This is a genomic window from Yimella sp. RIT 621 (assembly GCF_004146205.1).
Lineage (GTDB): Bacteria > Actinomycetota > Actinomycetes > Actinomycetales > Dermatophilaceae > Yimella > Yimella lutea.
Genome location: NZ_SEIP01000005.1, coordinates 42,083 through 57,690, shown reverse-complemented (window position 1 = coordinate 57,690; position 15,608 = coordinate 42,083). Strand labels below are relative to the sequence as shown.

General features: G+C 68.0%; 17 protein-coding genes. 2 read left to right on the top strand and 15 right to left on the bottom strand.

The window, feature by feature from the left end:
• Positions 1-3 precede the first annotated feature (3 nt).
• From rpoZ to EU513_RS06135, 12 genes are all read right to left on the bottom strand, one after another.
• On the bottom strand, positions 4-267 hold the full coding sequence (gene rpoZ / locus EU513_RS06190) for a DNA-directed RNA polymerase subunit omega (protein ID WP_129625025.1): 264 nt from the start codon (positions 265-267) through the stop codon (positions 4-6).
• Between the two features lie 30 nt (positions 268-297).
• Positions 298-909, bottom strand: a complete 612-nt coding sequence (gene gmk, locus EU513_RS06185) for a guanylate kinase (protein ID WP_129625024.1) — start codon at positions 907-909, stop codon at positions 298-300.
• Positions 909-1,226 carry an integration host factor, actinobacterial type gene (gene mihF / locus EU513_RS06180; protein ID WP_129625023.1) on the bottom strand — a complete coding sequence of 106 codons (318 nt, stop codon included), beginning with the start codon at positions 1,224-1,226 and terminating at the stop codon, positions 909-911. The genes gmk and mihF overlap by 1 nt, the downstream gene beginning before the upstream one ends.
• Positions 1,227-1,323: 97 nt before the next feature.
• Positions 1,324-2,205, bottom strand: a complete 882-nt coding sequence (gene pyrF, locus EU513_RS06175) for an orotidine-5'-phosphate decarboxylase (RefSeq protein ID WP_239701754.1) — start codon at positions 2,203-2,205, stop codon at positions 1,324-1,326.
• Positions 2,206-2,208: 3 nt separating this feature from the next.
• Entirely contained in the window at positions 2,209-3,171 is a 963-nt protein-coding gene (locus EU513_RS06170; protein WP_129625022.1) for a dihydroorotate dehydrogenase, read from the bottom strand.
• Positions 3,168-4,016 carry a hypothetical protein gene (locus EU513_RS06165; RefSeq protein WP_240795944.1) on the bottom strand — a complete coding sequence of 283 codons (849 nt, stop codon included), beginning with the start codon at positions 4,014-4,016 and terminating at the stop codon, positions 3,168-3,170. The genes EU513_RS06170 and EU513_RS06165 overlap by 4 nt, the downstream gene beginning before the upstream one ends.
• Positions 3,994-7,329, bottom strand: coding sequence for a carbamoyl-phosphate synthase large subunit (gene carB, locus EU513_RS06160; RefSeq protein WP_129625021.1), 3,336 nt, complete (start codon positions 7,327-7,329; stop codon positions 3,994-3,996). The genes EU513_RS06165 and carB overlap by 23 nt, the downstream gene beginning before the upstream one ends.
• Positions 7,329-8,498, bottom strand: a complete 1,170-nt coding sequence (gene carA, locus EU513_RS06155) for a glutamine-hydrolyzing carbamoyl-phosphate synthase small subunit (protein WP_240795943.1) — start codon at positions 8,496-8,498, stop codon at positions 7,329-7,331. The genes carB and carA overlap by 1 nt, the downstream gene beginning before the upstream one ends.
• The gene (locus EU513_RS06150) at positions 8,495-9,811 is read right to left on the bottom strand and encodes a dihydroorotase (protein ID WP_129625020.1); all 1,317 of its coding nucleotides are present in this window, start codon (positions 9,809-9,811) and stop codon (positions 8,495-8,497) included. The genes carA and EU513_RS06150 overlap by 4 nt, the downstream gene beginning before the upstream one ends.
• Complete coding sequence (locus EU513_RS06145; RefSeq protein ID WP_129625019.1) at positions 9,808-10,731, bottom strand: aspartate carbamoyltransferase catalytic subunit; 924 nt, start codon at positions 10,729-10,731, stop codon at positions 9,808-9,810. Before EU513_RS06145 ends, EU513_RS06150 begins: the two co-directional genes overlap by 4 nt.
• The gene (gene pyrR, locus EU513_RS06140; RefSeq protein WP_129625018.1) at positions 10,728-11,336 is read right to left on the bottom strand and encodes a bifunctional pyr operon transcriptional regulator/uracil phosphoribosyltransferase PyrR; all 609 of its coding nucleotides are present in this window, start codon (positions 11,334-11,336) and stop codon (positions 10,728-10,730) included. The genes EU513_RS06145 and pyrR overlap by 4 nt, the downstream gene beginning before the upstream one ends.
• 139 nt (positions 11,337-11,475) lie before the next feature.
• Positions 11,476-11,727 (bottom strand): hypothetical protein, encoded by a 252-nt coding sequence (locus EU513_RS06135; protein ID WP_129625017.1) that lies wholly within the window; start codon positions 11,725-11,727, stop codon positions 11,476-11,478.
• Between EU513_RS06135 and EU513_RS06130 the strand changes: the two genes are divergently transcribed.
• Complete coding sequence (locus EU513_RS06130; protein WP_129625016.1) at positions 11,726-11,944, top strand: hypothetical protein; 219 nt, start codon at positions 11,726-11,728, stop codon at positions 11,942-11,944. The two genes, EU513_RS06135 and EU513_RS06130, sit on opposite strands and share 2 nt — an antisense overlap.
• Before the next feature lie 100 nt (positions 11,945-12,044).
• Here EU513_RS06130 and EU513_RS06125 read toward each other — a convergent pair whose 3' ends face one another.
• From EU513_RS06125 to efp, 3 genes are read right to left on the bottom strand one after another with little or no spacing between them, the layout of a single operon-like run.
• Positions 12,045-12,857, bottom strand: coding sequence for a heparan-alpha-glucosaminide N-acetyltransferase (locus EU513_RS06125; protein ID WP_168990168.1), 813 nt, complete (start codon positions 12,855-12,857; stop codon positions 12,045-12,047).
• Between the two features lie 28 nt (positions 12,858-12,885).
• Positions 12,886-13,299 carry a transcription antitermination factor NusB gene (gene nusB, locus EU513_RS06120; RefSeq protein WP_129625014.1) on the bottom strand — a complete coding sequence of 138 codons (414 nt, stop codon included), beginning with the start codon at positions 13,297-13,299 and terminating at the stop codon, positions 12,886-12,888.
• Between the two features lie 3 nt (positions 13,300-13,302).
• Positions 13,303-13,863 (bottom strand): elongation factor P, encoded by a 561-nt coding sequence (efp, locus tag EU513_RS06115; RefSeq protein ID WP_129625013.1) that lies wholly within the window; start codon positions 13,861-13,863, stop codon positions 13,303-13,305.
• A 179-nt stretch (positions 13,864-14,042) separates the two neighbouring features.
• On the opposite strand from efp, the gene EU513_RS06110 reads away from it, so the two are divergent.
• Positions 14,043-15,605 carry an FMN-binding glutamate synthase family protein gene (locus tag EU513_RS06110; protein ID WP_129625012.1) on the top strand — a complete coding sequence of 521 codons (1,563 nt, stop codon included), beginning with the start codon at positions 14,043-14,045 and terminating at the stop codon, positions 15,603-15,605.
• Positions 15,606-15,608 lie beyond the last annotated feature (3 nt).

The following is a 15,608-nucleotide window of genomic DNA, read 5'->3' as shown; positions in this document are numbered from 1 at the left end:
TGACTAGGCCTCGACCTTGTCGACGTTCAGCAGTCCGTCGTTGATCTCGCGCAGCGCGATCGACAGGGCCTTGTCGTTGATCTGGCTGTCGACCAACGGGCCGACGTACTCCAGCAGACCTTCGGACAGCTGCGAGTAGTAGGCGTTGATCTGCCGTGCGCGCTTGGCGCCCAGGATGACCAGCGCGTACTTTGAGTCGGCCACCTGCAGCAGGTCGTCGATCGGCGGGTTGGTGATGCCCTCGGGGGCAGCCTTGGTGCCAGACACGAAGAAGCTCTCGTTTCGTTCGGGGTGTTTTCAGTGCGTTGCGCGGGCCGCCGAAGCGTGCCGCTCCATCAAGTCTACGAGTTCTGCGGCGGCAACCCCAACATCCTCGTTGACGATGGTGGCGTCGAACTCCTTCTGGGCAGCCAGTTCGGCGCGCGCGGTCTCCAGCCGGACGGCCTGTTCCTGCGCGGATTCGGTGCCGCGGCCGATGAGTCGGTGCACGAGTTCGTCCCAGCTGGGCGGCGTCAGGAACACGAAGAAGGCGTCCGGCATCCGTTCGCGCACCTGGCGTGCGCCCTGCAGGTCGATCTCGAGCAACGGCAGGCGGCCGGCTTCGATCGCGTCCTGCACCGGACGGCGCGGGGTGCCGTAACTGGCCCGGCCGTGCACGATCGCGTACTCCAGCAGTTCGTCCTGTTCGGCCATCCGGTCGAACTCGGCCTGGTCGACGAAGTGGTAGTGGACGCCGTCGACCTCACCGGGACGCGGGGCCCGTGTGGTGACCGAGACCGACAGCCACACCTTCGGGTAGTTCTGCCTGATGTAGGCCGCGACCGTGCCCTTCCCGACGGCGGTCGGGCCGGCCAGCACGAACAGGGGCGCCGCGCCGGACGGGGATGAGTTGGAGGCGGTGGTCGACATCAGCGCTTCTCGAAACGCTCCAACAGAGCGGCGATCTGGTGGTTGCCCAGACCACGCACCCGACGGGTCGAGGCGATCCCGATCTCGTCCATGATCTGCGCTGCGCGGACCTTGCCGACGCCGGGCATGGACTCCAGCAAGGCGGACACCTTCATCTTGCCGATGATCTCGTCGCTGCGACCGCTGTCGATGACCTCTTGCAGCGATCCCTGCGAGTTCTTCAGCCGGTTCTTCACGGCGGCGCGTCTGCGCCTGGCCTCCGCCGCCTTCGCCAGAGCCTCGGCGCGCTGCTCAGGCGTCAACTCGGGAAGTGCCACGCGAAATCTCCTTGGGCCACAGAGGTGTTCAGGTCAATCGATCGCCGCTCGATCCTGACCGACGTTCGCTCGACGCCCGAAGGCGTCCGGTCAGACCCTAGCCCAGGGCCGCGGCGGCGTGGGCCGCGGTCGCACGCAACGCCTCCCGCAGACAAGCAGCGTCCGGACCGGCCGCGAGCACCGACCGGGACGCCGACGGCAGCACCTGTGCGGACGCCGCACCGAAGGCGCGAGCGATGTCCTCGACGGTCGCGCCCTGCGCCCCGAGGCCCGGCGCCAGCAGCGGCCCGCGACAGTGTTCGAGGGCGTCGCCCAGACTCAGATCGGCGATGTCCTTGCCGGTCGTCGCGCCGACCACCAGCCCGATGTCGGCGACCCGCCGGTCGGCCGGGGTCGCGTCGTTGAGGTCGGCGACCGCGTCGATCACCGTCTGCGCGACCGTGCGCCCGTCGCGCTGCCGTGCGTGTTGCACCTGCGCGCCCTCTGCATTGCTGGTGAGCGCGAGCACGAAGATGCCGGAGCCGGTCGCACGCGCGAGTTCGAACGCGGGCTCGAGACTGCCGACGCCGAGGAACGGGCTCACCGTGATGGCGTCCGCCCGCGTCGGCGCCGCCGGCCCCAGGTGCGCCGCGGCGTACGCGTCCATCGTGCTGCCGATGTCGCCCCGCTTGACGTCGAGCAGGCTCAACGTCCCGGCCGCACGCAGCCCGGCCAACGTCTCTTCCAGGACGGCGACGCCGGCCGATCCGAATCGTTCGAAGAAGGCCGCCTGCGGTTTGACGATCGCTGCGTGCCCACCGAACGCCTCGACACATCGCAGCGCGAACTCACGCAGACCGTCGACATCGTCGGTCAAACCCCAGTCCCGTAGCAGAGCCGCGTGCGGGTCGATGCCGACACACAACGGACCGTGCTGGTTCATGGCGGCGCTGAGGCGTGAGCCGAAGGTCTGCATCGAGGTCTGGGTCGAGGTCTGCATCGTTCACCCTTCGTGAGCGAGCCCGACGAGGTCGAGCACGCTGTCGATTCCGTTGTGACTCAAGTGTTCTGACAGACCATCGACGACGGAGCGCGCGCTGGACGGATCGTGCAGCAGAGCCGTGCCCAACTGCACGGCGGTGGCTCCGACGGCGAGCGCCGCGAGTGCATCCGCCGCGCTGCTCACTCCCCCGACGGCAACCAGATGCACGGGAGCCAGACGTCCCGAACGGACGGCGGCACGCAGGTCCCAGATCGCGCGCAACGTGACCGGCAGGATCGCCGGGCCGGACAGGCCACCGCTGGGGGCAGCGACGTCGATGTGCTGGTGCGGACCGGAGGGACGACCGATCGCACGCAACGGGCTGCCGACCACGATCGCCGTCGCGCCGGCCTTCACGCACCCACGGGCGATGTCGGCGACGTCCGTGACGTCGGCGCTGAGCTTCGCCAGCAGCGGCACCGAGCGCGGGAGTTCCTCGCGCACCCGGGCCACCGCTTTGGTCGCCTGGAACTCGTCGTGCGAGAACGGCCGTCCGGAGTTCTTCGCGTCGGGGCACGCCAGGTTCATCTCGACAGCTGCGACCCTGCGCATCAGCGAGTTGCGCCGCAATCCCAGTGCCACTTCGGCGTATTCGCCGATCGTCGTGCCCGCGATCGACACCACGACCTGCCCGATCGCATCGCCGTCCCATGGCAACGCGGTCGGTCGCAATCGGTCGACGCCCAACGAGGGACGCTCGGTGGGTGCGAGCAGACCGCTCGCCGACTCCCGCAGCACCCCGCGTCGTGAGGCCGGGCGGGTGCTGGCGGTCATCGACGGAGTGACGATGGCCGCGAGATCGTCGGCGATGCCCAGGCGTTTGAGTTCGCGCCCGAAGGCCACGCAACCGGAGGCACCCATCACCGGGTGTTTCAGACGCAGCCCGCCGACGTCCACCGCGAGCGCGTCGAGTGCGGCGCTCATGACGTGACCACGGTCGAGGCGCCGGACAGGTCCTGCAGGTACAGCGGCCAACGCACCCGGTCGGCACGAAGGACAGCGCCCTCGGTACAGCAACGGATCGAATGCCGGTCGCCCGATTTCGACTGCACCGGCACCTCGCAGCTACCGCACAGTCCTGTGCCACAGGGCATTTCCTCGTCGATGCAGCACTGGACGACGACACCGAACGGCTGCGCCACCGCGGCCACTGCGGCCAGGTGCGGCGCTCTGCCGGCCGCGTAGACCACAGACGCGTCACCGGTGCGCAGCAACTGACGCACGGCCGCGGCCACCTGCTGCGCCAGGCTGGTGTCAGCTGACGGCAGCACGACGGACACGTTGCCGACGATGCGGCGTACCTCGACGACTCCCACCAGGTGCCGGTCATCGGTGCCGCCCAGCACCAGGTCGATCCGGCAGCCTCGATCACGCAACTGGCCGGCGAGCCAGCTCAGCGAAGCAGCACTCGCACCCACCCCGACGACGACCGCATCGACCGCGCTCGACGGCAACGGGAACGGCCGACCGATCGGCCCGATGAGGTCGACCTCGTCGTGGGCTCGGCGTTCGGCAAGCCACCGGACGCCGGCGTCACCGTCGGAGTCGACGATGATCTCGACCGTGCCGCCGTACGTGCCACTGGGTGACGCGTTGCTGATCGGGACGGTGCGTCGCCCGACCAGCGCCGAGGCGTGACCACCGACCGCGGCGGACACGAACTGACCCGGCTTGGCGATGTCGGCGATCTGCGGCGCGACCAGTGTCAGGTGCCGGAACGCGCCCATCCGCCGGGTCGCGATGACCTCAGCTTTGCTGGTGACCAGCACCCGCTGCGCCCGTCCGGCCGTACAGGTCGAGATCCGCGGCGTGAGCCTGCAGCGGCTTCACCCGGATCTCCCCCGTCTGCAACGACTCGATGCCCTGCACCGCGGCACCGAGTTCCTGCACGGTGGTGATGATCGGCCGGTCCATGCTGGTCGTGGCCGCACGAATCGCGTAGCCGTCCGCCCGTGCTCCACCGCCCGAGGGCGAGTTGAACACCATGTCGACCTCGCCGGCGAGGATGCGGTCGACGATCGTCGGTTCACCGTCCGCGCCGCGTCCGAGACTGTGCTTGCGCACTACCTGTGCCGGAATTCCGTTGCGGCGCAGCACTTCTGCCGTACCGCCGGTCGCCATGACGGTGAACCCGAGGTCGGTCAGCCGCTTCACCGGGAAGATCATCGCGCGCTTGTCACGGTTCGCGGCGGAGACGAAGACCACGCCGGACGTCGGCAATCCGCTGATCGCGCCGAGTTGGGCCTTGGCGAACGCCGAGCCGAAGTCGCGGTCGATACCCATGACCTCACCGGTCGAACGCATCTCCGGGCCGAGCAGGCTGTCGACGACGTCGCCCTCCCGGGTGCGGAAGCGCTTGAACGGCAGCACCGCCTCCTTGACGGAGATCGGCGCGTGGCTCGGCAGTTCCGAGCCGTCGCCGGTCTGTGGGAGCAGCCCTTCGTCGCGCAGTTGCTTGATGCTCGCGCCCAGCATCACGCGTGCGGCCGCCTTCGCCAGCGGCACCCCGGTCGCCTTGGCGACGAACGGCACGGTGCGGCTGGCCCGGGGGTTGGCCTCCAGCACGTAGAGGATGTCCTGCGCGAGGGCGAACTGGACGTTCATCAGCCCACGGACGCCGATGCCTTCGGCGAGGCGACGGGTGGACTCGCGCACCCGTTCGATCTCCTGCGCGCCGAGCGTGACCGGCGGCAGGGTGCACGCGGAGTCACCGGAGTGGATACCGGCCTCCTCGATGTGCTCCATGATGCCGCCGAGGTACATCTCGTTGCCGTCGAAGAGCGCGTCGACGTCGATCTCGATGGCGTCGTCCAGGAAGCGGTCGACCAGCACCGGGTGTTCCGGCGAAGCGGTCGTCGCCCGGGTGACGTACTCGCGCAACGTGTCGTCGTCGTAGACGATCTCCATGCCGCGTCCACCGAGCACGTACGAGGGCCGCACCAGCACCGGGTAGCCGATGTCGCTCGCGACCCCGACCGCCTCGGCGGCGCTGTAGGCGATGCCGTGCTTGGGCGCCGGGAGGTTGGCCTCGGCGAGCACGCGTCCGAAGGCTCCGCGGTCCTCGGCGAGATCGATCGCCTCGGGCGAGGTGCCGACGATCGGCACACCTTCGTCCTTGAGTGCCTTCGCCAGCCCGAGCGGCGTCTGCCCGCCGAGTTGCACGATCACACCGGCGATCGGGCCGGCCTGCTTCTCGGCGTGGAAGACCTCGAGGACGTCCTCCAGCGTCAGCGGCTCGAAGTAGAGCCGGCTGGAGGTGTCGTAGTCGGTTGAGACGGTCTCGGGGTTGCAGTTGACCATGACCGTGTCGAAACCCGCTTCGCGCAGAGCGAACGACGCGTGCACGCAGGAGTAGTCGAACTCGACTCCCTGACCGATGCGGTTGGGCCCGGACCCGAGGATGAGGACGGCCGGCTTCTCGCGCGGCGCGACCTCGTTCTCCTGGTCGTAGGTGGAGTAGTGGTAGGGGGTGGACGCCTGGAACTCCGCCGCGCACGTGTCGACCGTCTTGAACACCGGACGCACACCGAGCGCGTGACGGACGCCGCGGACGACCGCCTCCGGGGTGCCGGTGAGCTGCGCCAACTGGCTGTCGGAGAAGCCGTGCCGCTTCGCCAGGCGCAGCAGCTGCGGGGTGAGCCGGTCGGCCTGTTCCACCTTCGTGGCGATCTGGTTGATCAGCTCGATCTGGTCCAGGAACCACGGGTCGATACCGGTCGCGTCGTGCACTTCCTGCACAGACAACCCGGAACGCAACGCCTGCTGCACCAGGACGATTCGCCCGTCGGTCGGTGTCTTCGCCTGCTCCAGCAGTTCGCGACCGGCCTCGATGGTCGGCGCGATGTCCTTGCGCCAGTGGAAGGTCGCGTCCTTGCGCTCCATCGAACGCAGCGCCTTCTGCAGGGCCTCGGTGAAGTTGCGGCCGATCGACATCGCCTCGCCCACCGACTTCATCGTGGTGGTCAGCGTCGGGTCGGCCGCAGGGAACTTCTCGAACGCGAACCGCGGCACCTTGACCACCACATAGTCGAGCGTCGGCTCGAAACTGGCCGGGGTCTGCTCGGTGATGTCGTTCGGCACCTCGTCGAGCGTGTAACCGATCGCCATCTTGGCCGCGATCTTGGCGATCGGGAATCCCGTTGCCTTGGAAGCCAATGCGGACGATCGCGAGACTCGCGGGTTCATCTCGATGACGATGATGCGTCCGTCGGCGGGGTTGACCGCGAACTGGATGTTGCACCCGCCGGTGTCGACACCGACCTCGCGGATCACGGCGATGCCGATGTCGCGCAGCTTCTGGTACTCGCGGTCGGTGAGCGTCAGCGCCGGGGCGACGGTGATCGAGTCGCCGGTGTGCACGCCCATCGGGTCGAGGTTCTCGATCGAACACACCACCACGACGTTGTCGGCGTGGTCACGCATCACCTCGAGTTCGTACTCCTTCCAGCCGAGGATCGACTCCTCCAGGAGCACCTCGGTCGTCGGGCTGTACTGCAGACCGGCGCCGGCGATGCGGCGCAGGTCGTCCTCGTCGTAGGCGAAACCAGAGCCGAGACCGCCCATCGTGAACGACGGACGGACGACGACCGGGTAGCCGAGTTCCTTTGCGGCGTCGAGGCATTCGTCCATGGAGTGACAGATCGTCGACTTCGCCGACTCGGCGCCGCAGCGCTCGACGACACCTTTGAACCGTTCCCGGTCCTCACCGAGTTCGATCGCCTCGACGTTCGCACCGATCAGCGGACAGTTGTACTTCTCCAACGTCCCGCGCTCGTGCAGGGCGATCGCCGTGTTGAGGGCGGTCTGGCCGCCGAGGGTGGCCAGCACCGCATCCGGGCGTTCCTTGGCGATGATCGCCTCGACCACGTCCGGGGTGATCGGCTCGACATAGGTGGCGTCGGCGAACTCCGGGTCGGTCATGATCGTCGCCGGGTTGGAGTTGACCAGGACGACCCGGATCCCCTCCTCGCGCAGCACCCGGCAGGCCTGGGTGCCGGAGTAGTCGAACTCGCAGGCCTGACCGATGACGATCGGGCCGGAGCCGATCACCAGGACCGACTTGATGTCCTCGCGCTTGGGCATCAGTGCTTGCCTCCTGCAGTGGTTTCGAGCAGTTCGACGAAGCGGTCGAACAGGTATGCGGCGTCGTGCGGACCGGCGGCAGCTTCGGGGTGGTACTGCACCGAGAACGCTGGGATGTCCAGGCACTCCAGGCCCTCCACCACGTCGTCGTTGAGGCACACGTGGGAGACGCGGACGCGTCCGAACTCGGCGCCGGCCGGGGCCTCGACGTCCCCGTCGAGGGGCGCATCGACCGCGAAGCCGTGATTGTGCGCGGTGATCTCGACCTTGCCGGTGCGACGGTCCATCACCGGTTGGTTGATGCCACGGTGGCCGTACTTCAGCTTGTACGTGCCGAACCCGAGCGCTCGCCCGAGCAACTGGTTGCCGAAGCAGATGCCGAAGAACGCAATCCCGGCGCGCAGCACCTCGCGCAGCACCTCCACCTGCGGGGCCGTCGCCGGGTCACCCGGGCCGTTGGAGAAGAAGACGCCGTCTGGGTTCACGGCCCGGATCTCCCCGATGGTCGAGGTCGCCGGAAGCACGTGGACCTCGATGCCTCGCTCGGCCATCCGCTGCGGGGTCATCGCCTTGATGCCCAGGTCGAGCGCGGCCACGGTGAACCGCTTGTCCCCCACTGCCGGCACGACGTAGGCCCGCTCGGTGGAGACCTCGGACGCCAGTTCAGCCCCGGCCATCAACGGCTGCTCGGCAACCTTCTCGACGAGGTCGCCCTCGATGTCGTCGGGTCCGGAGAAGATCCCAACCCGCATGGCCCCCCGCTCGCGCAGGTGACGGGTGAGCGCCCGGGTATCGACGCCGCAGATGCCGACCACACCCTGCTCGCGCAGGTCGTCCTCGAGCGTGCGCTGCGAGCGCCAGTTCGACGGGCGCAGGGCGGGGTCACGCACCACGTAGCCGCTCACCCAGATGCGCTTGCTCTCGGCGTCGTCGTCGTTGACGCCGGTGTTGCCGACGTGCGGCGCGGTCATGACCACGACCTGCTTGTGGTAGCTGGGGTCGGTGAGTGTCTCCTGGTAGCCGGTCATGCCGGTCGAGAAAACGGCCTCTCCGAACGTGCTGCCCACGGCACCGTAGGCCTCACCCTCGAACCTCGTGCCGTCCTCCAGCACGAGCACCGCCCGCTCCCTCTCTTCGAGCGAGCGGGTTTGGTTCACAACGGAATTCACGAGTTGACCTCTCCATCGAGCACAGTGGCGCGACCGCGCAGGAAGGTGGCGACCACCTGTCCGTGCAGGGTGCGTCCGTGCCACGGGTTGTTGCGGGACAGCGACTGCGAGGCAGCGCCGTCGATGACGACCTGACCTTCCGGATCGAAGAGCACCAGGTTGGCCGGCTCCCCTTCGGCGAGCGGGCGCCCTTGACCGGCGAGCCCGGCGATCCGTGCGGGTGCACCGGACATTCGGTCAGCGACCCCCGCCCAATCCAACGTGCCGTCCCGGTGCATCACCGTGTTGACCACCTGCAGCGCCTGCTCCAGACCCAACATGCCGAAGGCTGCCTCGCCGAACGCGTGCTCCTTGTCGTGGCGCGCGTGCGGGGCGTGATCGGTTGCGACGGCATCGATCGTGCCGTCGGCGAGCGCCTCGCGCAGCGCCTGCACGTGCTCGTTCGGGCGCAGCGGCGGGTTCACCTTGAACGTCGGGTCGTAGGTAGCCAGCAGGTCCGTGGTCAGCATCAGGTGGTGCGGTGTGACCTCGGCGGTCACCTTGATGCCCTGAGCCTTCGCCCAACGGATCACCTCGACCGAACCGGCCGTCGACACATGCGCCACGTGCACCCGAGAGTTCGTGTGCCGGGCGAGCATCACATCGCGTGCCACGATGACTTCTTCGGCGACGACCGGCCAGCCGGGCAGTCCCAGGCGTCCGGACAGTTCGCCCTCGTGACAGCAAGCCTGTCCGTCGGCCAGGCGCGGGTCCTGACTGTGCTGGGAGATGACTGCGTCGAAGGCCCGGACGTACTCCAACGCGCGGCGCATCAGCCGGGCGTCGTGTACGCACTTGCCGTCGTCGGAGAAGACGTTGACCGCGGCGTTGCTGCGGTGCATGAGGCCGAGTTCGGCGAGTTCCTCGCCGGCCAGGCCCTTGGTCACGGCGCCGACGGGATGAACGTCGACCAGACCGCAGCGGCGGCCCAGGTCGTGGATGTGCTCCGCGGCCTCGGCGGTATCGGTCACCGGGTTGGTGTTCGCCATCGCCAGGACGGCGGTGAACCCACCGGCCGCGGCGGCGGCGGATCCGGTGGCGACCGTCTCGGCGTCCTCCCGGCCGGGCTCGCGCAGGTGGGTGTGCAGATCGACCAGTCCGGGCAATGCGACCAGGCCGTCCGCGTCGAGCACGATCGCATCGGCAGGTGCGTCGATCGAGCCGAGCCCACGGATCACACCGTCGGCCAGCAGCAGGTCGCCGGCTCCGCGGCCGAGGATGTCAGCACCCTTGATCAGGTAGGCGCTGCTTTCGGTGGTGTCTTCGGTGCTCACGCGTTTCCTCCGAGCAGGTGGTACAGAACGCTCATCCGGACGGCGACACCGGCGGACACTTGGTCCAGGATCGCCGAACGGGCTTCGTCGGCGGCGTCGGCCGCGATCTCCAGGCCCCGGTTCATCGGGCCGGGGTGGCAGATCACCGCATGCTCCGGCAGCTTGCGCAATCGGTCGCGGGTCAGGCCGTAGCCGATGGTGTACTCACGGGGCGTCGGGAAGTAGCCGCCGCTCATCCGTTCCTTCTGCACCCGCAACATCATCGCGACGTCGATCGTCGGCAGCACGGGGTCGAGCTCGCCGGTGATCGAGAATCCCTCTGCCGCGGCCCAATCGGAGATACCACTCGGCATCAACGTCGGCGGCGCGACCAGCGTGATCTGCGCTCCGAGCGTGCGCAGCAGCAGCAGATTGCTGCGCACGACGCGCGAGTGGGTGAGGTCGCCCACGATCGCGACGTGTTTGCCTTCGAGGTCGCCCAGCCGGCGACGCATCGTGTACGCGTCCAGCAGGGCCTGGGTGGGGTGTTCGTGCGTGCCGTCGCCCGCATTGACAATGGCGGCATTGACCCACCGGGCCACCTGAGCGGGGGCACCACTGGCGTGGTGGCGGATGATCAGCCCGTCGACCCCCATCGAGGCGACGGTCATGACGGTGTCGCGCAGCGACTCGCCCTTGCTGACGGAGGAGCCCTTCGCCGAGACGTTGATGACGTCGGCGGACAACCACTTGCCGGCGATCTCGAAGGAAGATCGGGTGCGGGTGGAGTCCTCGAAGAAGAGGTTCACGACCGTCCGTCCGCGCAACGCGGGCAGCTTCTTGACATCGCGGTGCTGCACGTCGTGCATCTGCTCGGCGGTGTCGAGCAGTTCGAGCACCTGGTCCTTGGACAGATCGGCGGCCGAGAGTAGGTGCTTCATCGCTGGTCCCCCTCGCTCATGTCGGCCTTTCCGGCGTCGATGCGCACTTCGTCCTCGACATCGTCGAACTCGGTCAGTCGCACGTACACCCGCTCCTGGCTGGACGTGGGCAGGTTCTTTCCGACGTGGTCGGCGCGGATCGGGAGTTCACGGTGACCACGGTCGACCAGCACGGCGAGCCGGACGGCGCGCGGCCGGCCGAGGTCACCGAGTGCGTCCAGTGCCGCTCGAACGGTACGGCCGGAGTACAGCACATCGTCGACCAGCACCACGACCCTGTCATCGACCCCACAGTCGGGAATGGTCGTCGGCAACGCGGTGCGCACCGGGTTGCGGCGCAGATCGTCGCGGTACATCGTCACGTCGAGCGTGCCGACGGGCACCTCGGTGCCTTCGACCTCGCGCAGGGAGTCGGCCAGGCGTGTGGCGAGTACCGCTCCGCGGGCCGGGATACCGAGCACGACGAGGTCATCGGCTCCCTTGTTGTGCTCGACCACTTCGTGGGCGATCCGGCGCAGCGCGCGCTGAATATCGCTGGAGTTGAGGACTACTCGACCCGTGGAAGAGGTGCCTTCGGACGGGGAGTCTGTTGAGTCAGGACGCATGGCGTCAGGACCTCCTTCGCCGCCTCACAGGACGGAATCGTTAAAGGATGTCGAGCGCGTGCGAGCCTAGCCGAGATCCGACTGCCGGTCGCACCCGGTACCGACAGGCGGGCGGTCCCGACCAAGCATCACGACCTGCTTAAACGATTCGGTCGGCCTTCGCGGGCGCGAGGATCAGCAACGGCTCCTTCGGGACCGAGTTGACATAGTCGGCGACCTCGCCGTCGAACTTCACGGCAGTGCTCGCGATCTGAGCCAGGCGCCCGCGTGGCACATCACCCACGACGACGAAGCGACCCTGCCGCACGCTGGACATGCCGTGCGCACTCACATCGACCTCGTCGCTCAGGCCGCGACGAAACAGCGCTTCGCCCACCGGGTCGCGTGTCATGGATGTCGATGTCGTCGCCGGTCTGGTCGACGTGCTGGCGGACGCCGTCCTCAGCGCCGTCGAGCTGGGGGACGATCCGCTGCTCGATGTGCCGGCCGAGGTGGTCACCGGGGACGTCGAGGCGGCCGTGCCTGCTGAACGAGCACCATTGCAGCCGGTGGCGAGCACACCCGCCAGCAGTGCTGCCACCACGCCGGCCCGGCGGGTTCGACGGTGAGGGTCCATGCGGTGCGGTTCCCCCCGGGGATTGAGACAGATAGGCAAACCTTATCGTGCAGATGCTCTCAGCGACCGGGTCTTGGGCACGTTGAGGGCTCTTAGATGAGTTCGAGCAACACAAGCAGGGACAGAGCGCCGAACAGCACAGGCTGGTGGGCAAGGTAGATGGCGAGTGTGTGCCGCCCGAGTGTCTGCGACGCGGTCGAGACCGGGCCGGTGGGCTGCCAGGACGCCACCCGGTCCCGCAGTGCTTCATTGCCCAGCAACGTGCGGGTGAGGACGAGGCCGAGCAGCGACAGCGCGAACATAGGCAGTAGTGGTTGCACGTCGAGACTCGGCGAGAGCGTCGGCGTCAGACCCGTCCAGGTGACCCAGCGCGATGTCGAGTCGATGGAGACGATCGCCGGAAGCGCCGCGCTGATCAGAGCCGCGCCGATCGCCACCAACCGCGAGGCCCGAAGGAAAGGCAGCAGCAGCGCGCTGGTGAGCGCGATGTTCTGCAGGATCCCGAAGGTCACCATGAACTGGGGCGCCAGGACGAGGCTCACCGCGGTGATGGCGTACGCGGCGGCGAGCAGCTTGAGCAACCGTCGTCCGAACGTCCGAAGGTCGACCGAATGCCGGTGTGCCAGAGCGAGACTCACGCCGGTGAGCAACAAGAAGGTGCCGGCGATGACGTGTCCTGTCATGCGCCCCGACGGCGTTCGGGCCCAGTGCTCGGTGACGCCGAAATGGCCGAGGTCCCACACCAGGTGGTAGAGCACCACCGCCACGATCGCGACACCACGAACGACGTCGACGAGCGCCCAACGCGCCGTGCGGGCAGCCCTGCAGGCAACTGCTGTCGATCGTTCGGGGGCGAGCGCGGTCACGTCAGCTGCGACGGCGCTGCTGCGCGCGCGGTTCCGCACTCGTCCTCCCCCGAACCTCCGGTCGTTTCTAGACCAGTGTGTCCTTGACCTCGGCCAGCCGGTTGAGCAAGCCGTTGACGAACTTCGGCGACTCGTCGGTCGACAGCTCGGTGGCGAGGCCGACGGCCTCGGCAATCGCCACGCGGTCGGGCACCTCGTCGTTGTAGAGCAACTCGAACGCGCCGATGCGCAACAGGTTGCGGTCGACGGCGGGCATCCGGTCCAGCGGCCAGTCCTTGGCGTACGTGGTGAGTGCGTCGTTGATCGCCGCCCAGTTGCGCACGACTCCACGCACGAGGTCGCCGGTGTATTCCGGCAGCGGCGCCGGGGTCACCGGCGCCTCGACCCGCTCGTCGAGCAGGGTCACCGCGTTCACGCCACGCTGCTCGGCCTCGAAGAGCAGGTCGAGTGCGCGCTTACGCGCCTTGGTGCGAGCACCCATACGTCAGTTCACGCGGCCGAGGTACGAACCGTCGCGGGTGTCGACCTTGACCTTCGTGCCCGTCTCCAGGAACAAGGGCACCGAGATCTCGGCGCCGGTTTCCAACGTCGCGGGCTTCGTGCCGCCGGTGGAGCGGTCACCCTGCAGGCCCGGTTCGGTGTGGGTGATCTCCAGGACGACGGCGGCCGGGAGCTCGACGTACAGCACGGTGCCCTCGTTCTGGGCGACGATGGCTTCCTGGTTCTCCAGCAGGAAGTTCGCTGCATCGCCGACGGTCTCGGCGGGGATGTTGATCTGGTCGTAGGACTTCACGTCCATGAAGACGTAGTCGTTGCCGTCCTTGTACAGGTACTGCATGTCGGAGCGGTCGACATTCGCGGTCTCGACCTTGACGCCGGCGTTGAAGGTCTTGTCGACGGTCTTGCCGGACAGGACGTTCTTGAGCTTGGTGCGCACGAAGGCCGGGCCCTTACCGGGCTTGACGTGCTGGAACTCGACGACCGACCACAGCCCGTTGTCGATCTTGAGGACCATTCCGTTTTTAAGGTCGTTCGTGGATGCCACGCGCGGTTCACTTTCATCGTCGAGGTCTGGGCAGCGACCAGCAATGGTCGACCGGCCCGGGAACTGGACCATGGTACCGGCGGCACACCGGTGCTCCGGTCACGCGTCCGATCAGGCGCCGGTCACACTTGTCGGGGCCGGCAGGCTCGGACGAGGCGCGCAGACGGCAGACTTCCCTCATGAACCGTTCGCTGATCGCCGTGCCGTTGATGGCAGCCGCCGGAGTTGCCGCCCGCGACGTGCTGCAGCGCAAGCACTCCCTGCTTCGCAACTTCCCGCTGATCGGTCATGCCCGCTACGCGATCGAGACAATCGGTCCGGAGATGAGGCAGTACGTCGTGGCGTCGAACGACGAGGAACGGCCGTTCAGCCGCGACCAGCGCGCCTGGATCTACGCCTCCGCGAAGGGCGAGAACAACTACGTCGCGTTCGGCACCGACAACAACGTCGAGACCGACGAGGGCTACTCGATCATCAAGCACCGCACATTCAGTCCGACTCCCCCTCCGACCGGCGCCCACGTCGGGAACGACGTCGTCCTGCCCAGCGCGAAGATCCTCGGCGCGCCCCGCGGACGCGCGAAGGCGTTCCGGCCGGGCAGCGTCGTGAACGTGTCGGCGATGAGCTTCGGATCGTTGTCCGGCAACGCGATTCACGCCCTCAACGCCGGCGTGAAGCAAGCCGGCGCCCTGCACAACACCGGTGAGGGCGGGCTGTCCAAGCACCACCGTCAGGGCGGGGACCTGATCTTCCAGATCGGCACCGGTTACTTCGGCTGTCGGGACGAGCACGGCCGGTTCGACATCGATCGGCTCGCAGCTCTGGTGGAGTCGGCACCCGTCCGCGCCGTCGAGATCAAACTGTCGCAGGGCGCCAAGCCCGGCCTGGGCGGCGTGCTGCCGGCCGCCAAGGTCAGCCAGGAGATCGCCGAGATCCGGGGCGTCCCGGCCGGTCAGGACGTCATCAGCCCGTCCCGGCACGCGGAGTTCAGCGACGTCGATTCGATGCTCGACTTCGTCGAACTCATCGCGCAACGCACGGGTCTGCCGGTGGGCATCAAGTCGGCCGTCGGCGACCTCGCCTTCTGGGACGAACTGGCGGCGACCATGGCCGACGGTCAGCGCGGTGTCGACTTCGTCACCATCGACGGCGGCGAAGGCGGCACCGGTGCCGCACCGCTGGTCTTCAGCGACGCGGTGGCGCTGCCGTTCCTGATCGGGTTCACCCGGGTGTACGCCCGGTTCGCGAGGACCGGCATCACCGATCAGCTCACATTCATCGGCTCCGGGAAGCTGGGTCTGCCGCGCAATGCGGCCGTTGGTTACGCGCTCGGCATCGACATGGTCAACGTCGCCCGCGAAGCGATGCTCGCGATCGGCTGTTTGCAGACCCAGAAGTGCCACAAGGACACCTGTCCCACCGGTGTCGCGACTCAGAACAAGTGGCTGGAGCGCGGCCTCGACCCGGAGCTGAAGGCGGTCCGCGTCGCCAATTACCTGCGCGCGATGCGCCGTGACCTGCTCAAGGTGAGCGAGGCCGTCGGCGTCATGCACCCGAGCCTGCTCGAACAGGACGACGTCGAGCTCATGCTCGGCAACCGGAAGGGCACACCGGTCGGCGAGATCTACGAGTACGAGCCGGGCTGGGGACGCCTGGGCGAACCGTGGCGATCCCAGATCGACGAACTCATGGTCGGCGAACCCACCGGTGGCTCCGCTCCCCCGTCGGCCACCGCGCAATGATGC

Excerpts from the sequence above, each read along its gene's own strand:
- gmk (WP_129625024.1), bottom strand. The coding sequence starts at position 909 with ATGTCGACCACCGCCTCCAACTCATCCCCGTCCGGCGCGGCGCCCCTG.
- pyrF (WP_239701754.1), bottom strand. The coding sequence starts at position 2,205 with ATGCAGACCTCGACCCAGACCTCGATGCAGACCTTCGGCTCACGCCTC.
- EU513_RS06170 (WP_129625022.1), bottom strand. The coding sequence starts at position 3,171 with ATGAGCGCCGCACTCGACGCGCTCGCGGTGGACGTCGGCGGGCTGCGT.
- carB (WP_129625021.1), bottom strand. The coding sequence starts at position 7,329 with ATGCCCAAGCGCGAGGACATCAAGTCGGTCCTGGTGATCGGCTCCGGC.
- EU513_RS06145 (WP_129625019.1), bottom strand. The coding sequence starts at position 10,731 with ATGAAGCACCTACTCTCGGCCGCCGATCTGTCCAAGGACCAGGTGCTC.
- pyrR (WP_129625018.1), bottom strand. The coding sequence starts at position 11,336 with ATGCGTCCTGACTCAACAGACTCCCCGTCCGAAGGCACCTCTTCCACG.
- EU513_RS06130 (WP_129625016.1), top strand. The coding sequence starts at position 11,726 with ATGGATGTCGATGTCGTCGCCGGTCTGGTCGACGTGCTGGCGGACGCC.
- EU513_RS06135 (WP_129625017.1), bottom strand. The coding sequence starts at position 11,727 with ATGACACGCGACCCGGTGGGCGAAGCGCTGTTTCGTCGCGGCCTGAGC.
- nusB (WP_129625014.1), bottom strand. The coding sequence starts at position 13,299 with ATGGGTGCTCGCACCAAGGCGCGTAAGCGCGCACTCGACCTGCTCTTC.
- EU513_RS06110 (WP_129625012.1), top strand. The coding sequence starts at position 14,043 with ATGAACCGTTCGCTGATCGCCGTGCCGTTGATGGCAGCCGCCGGAGTT.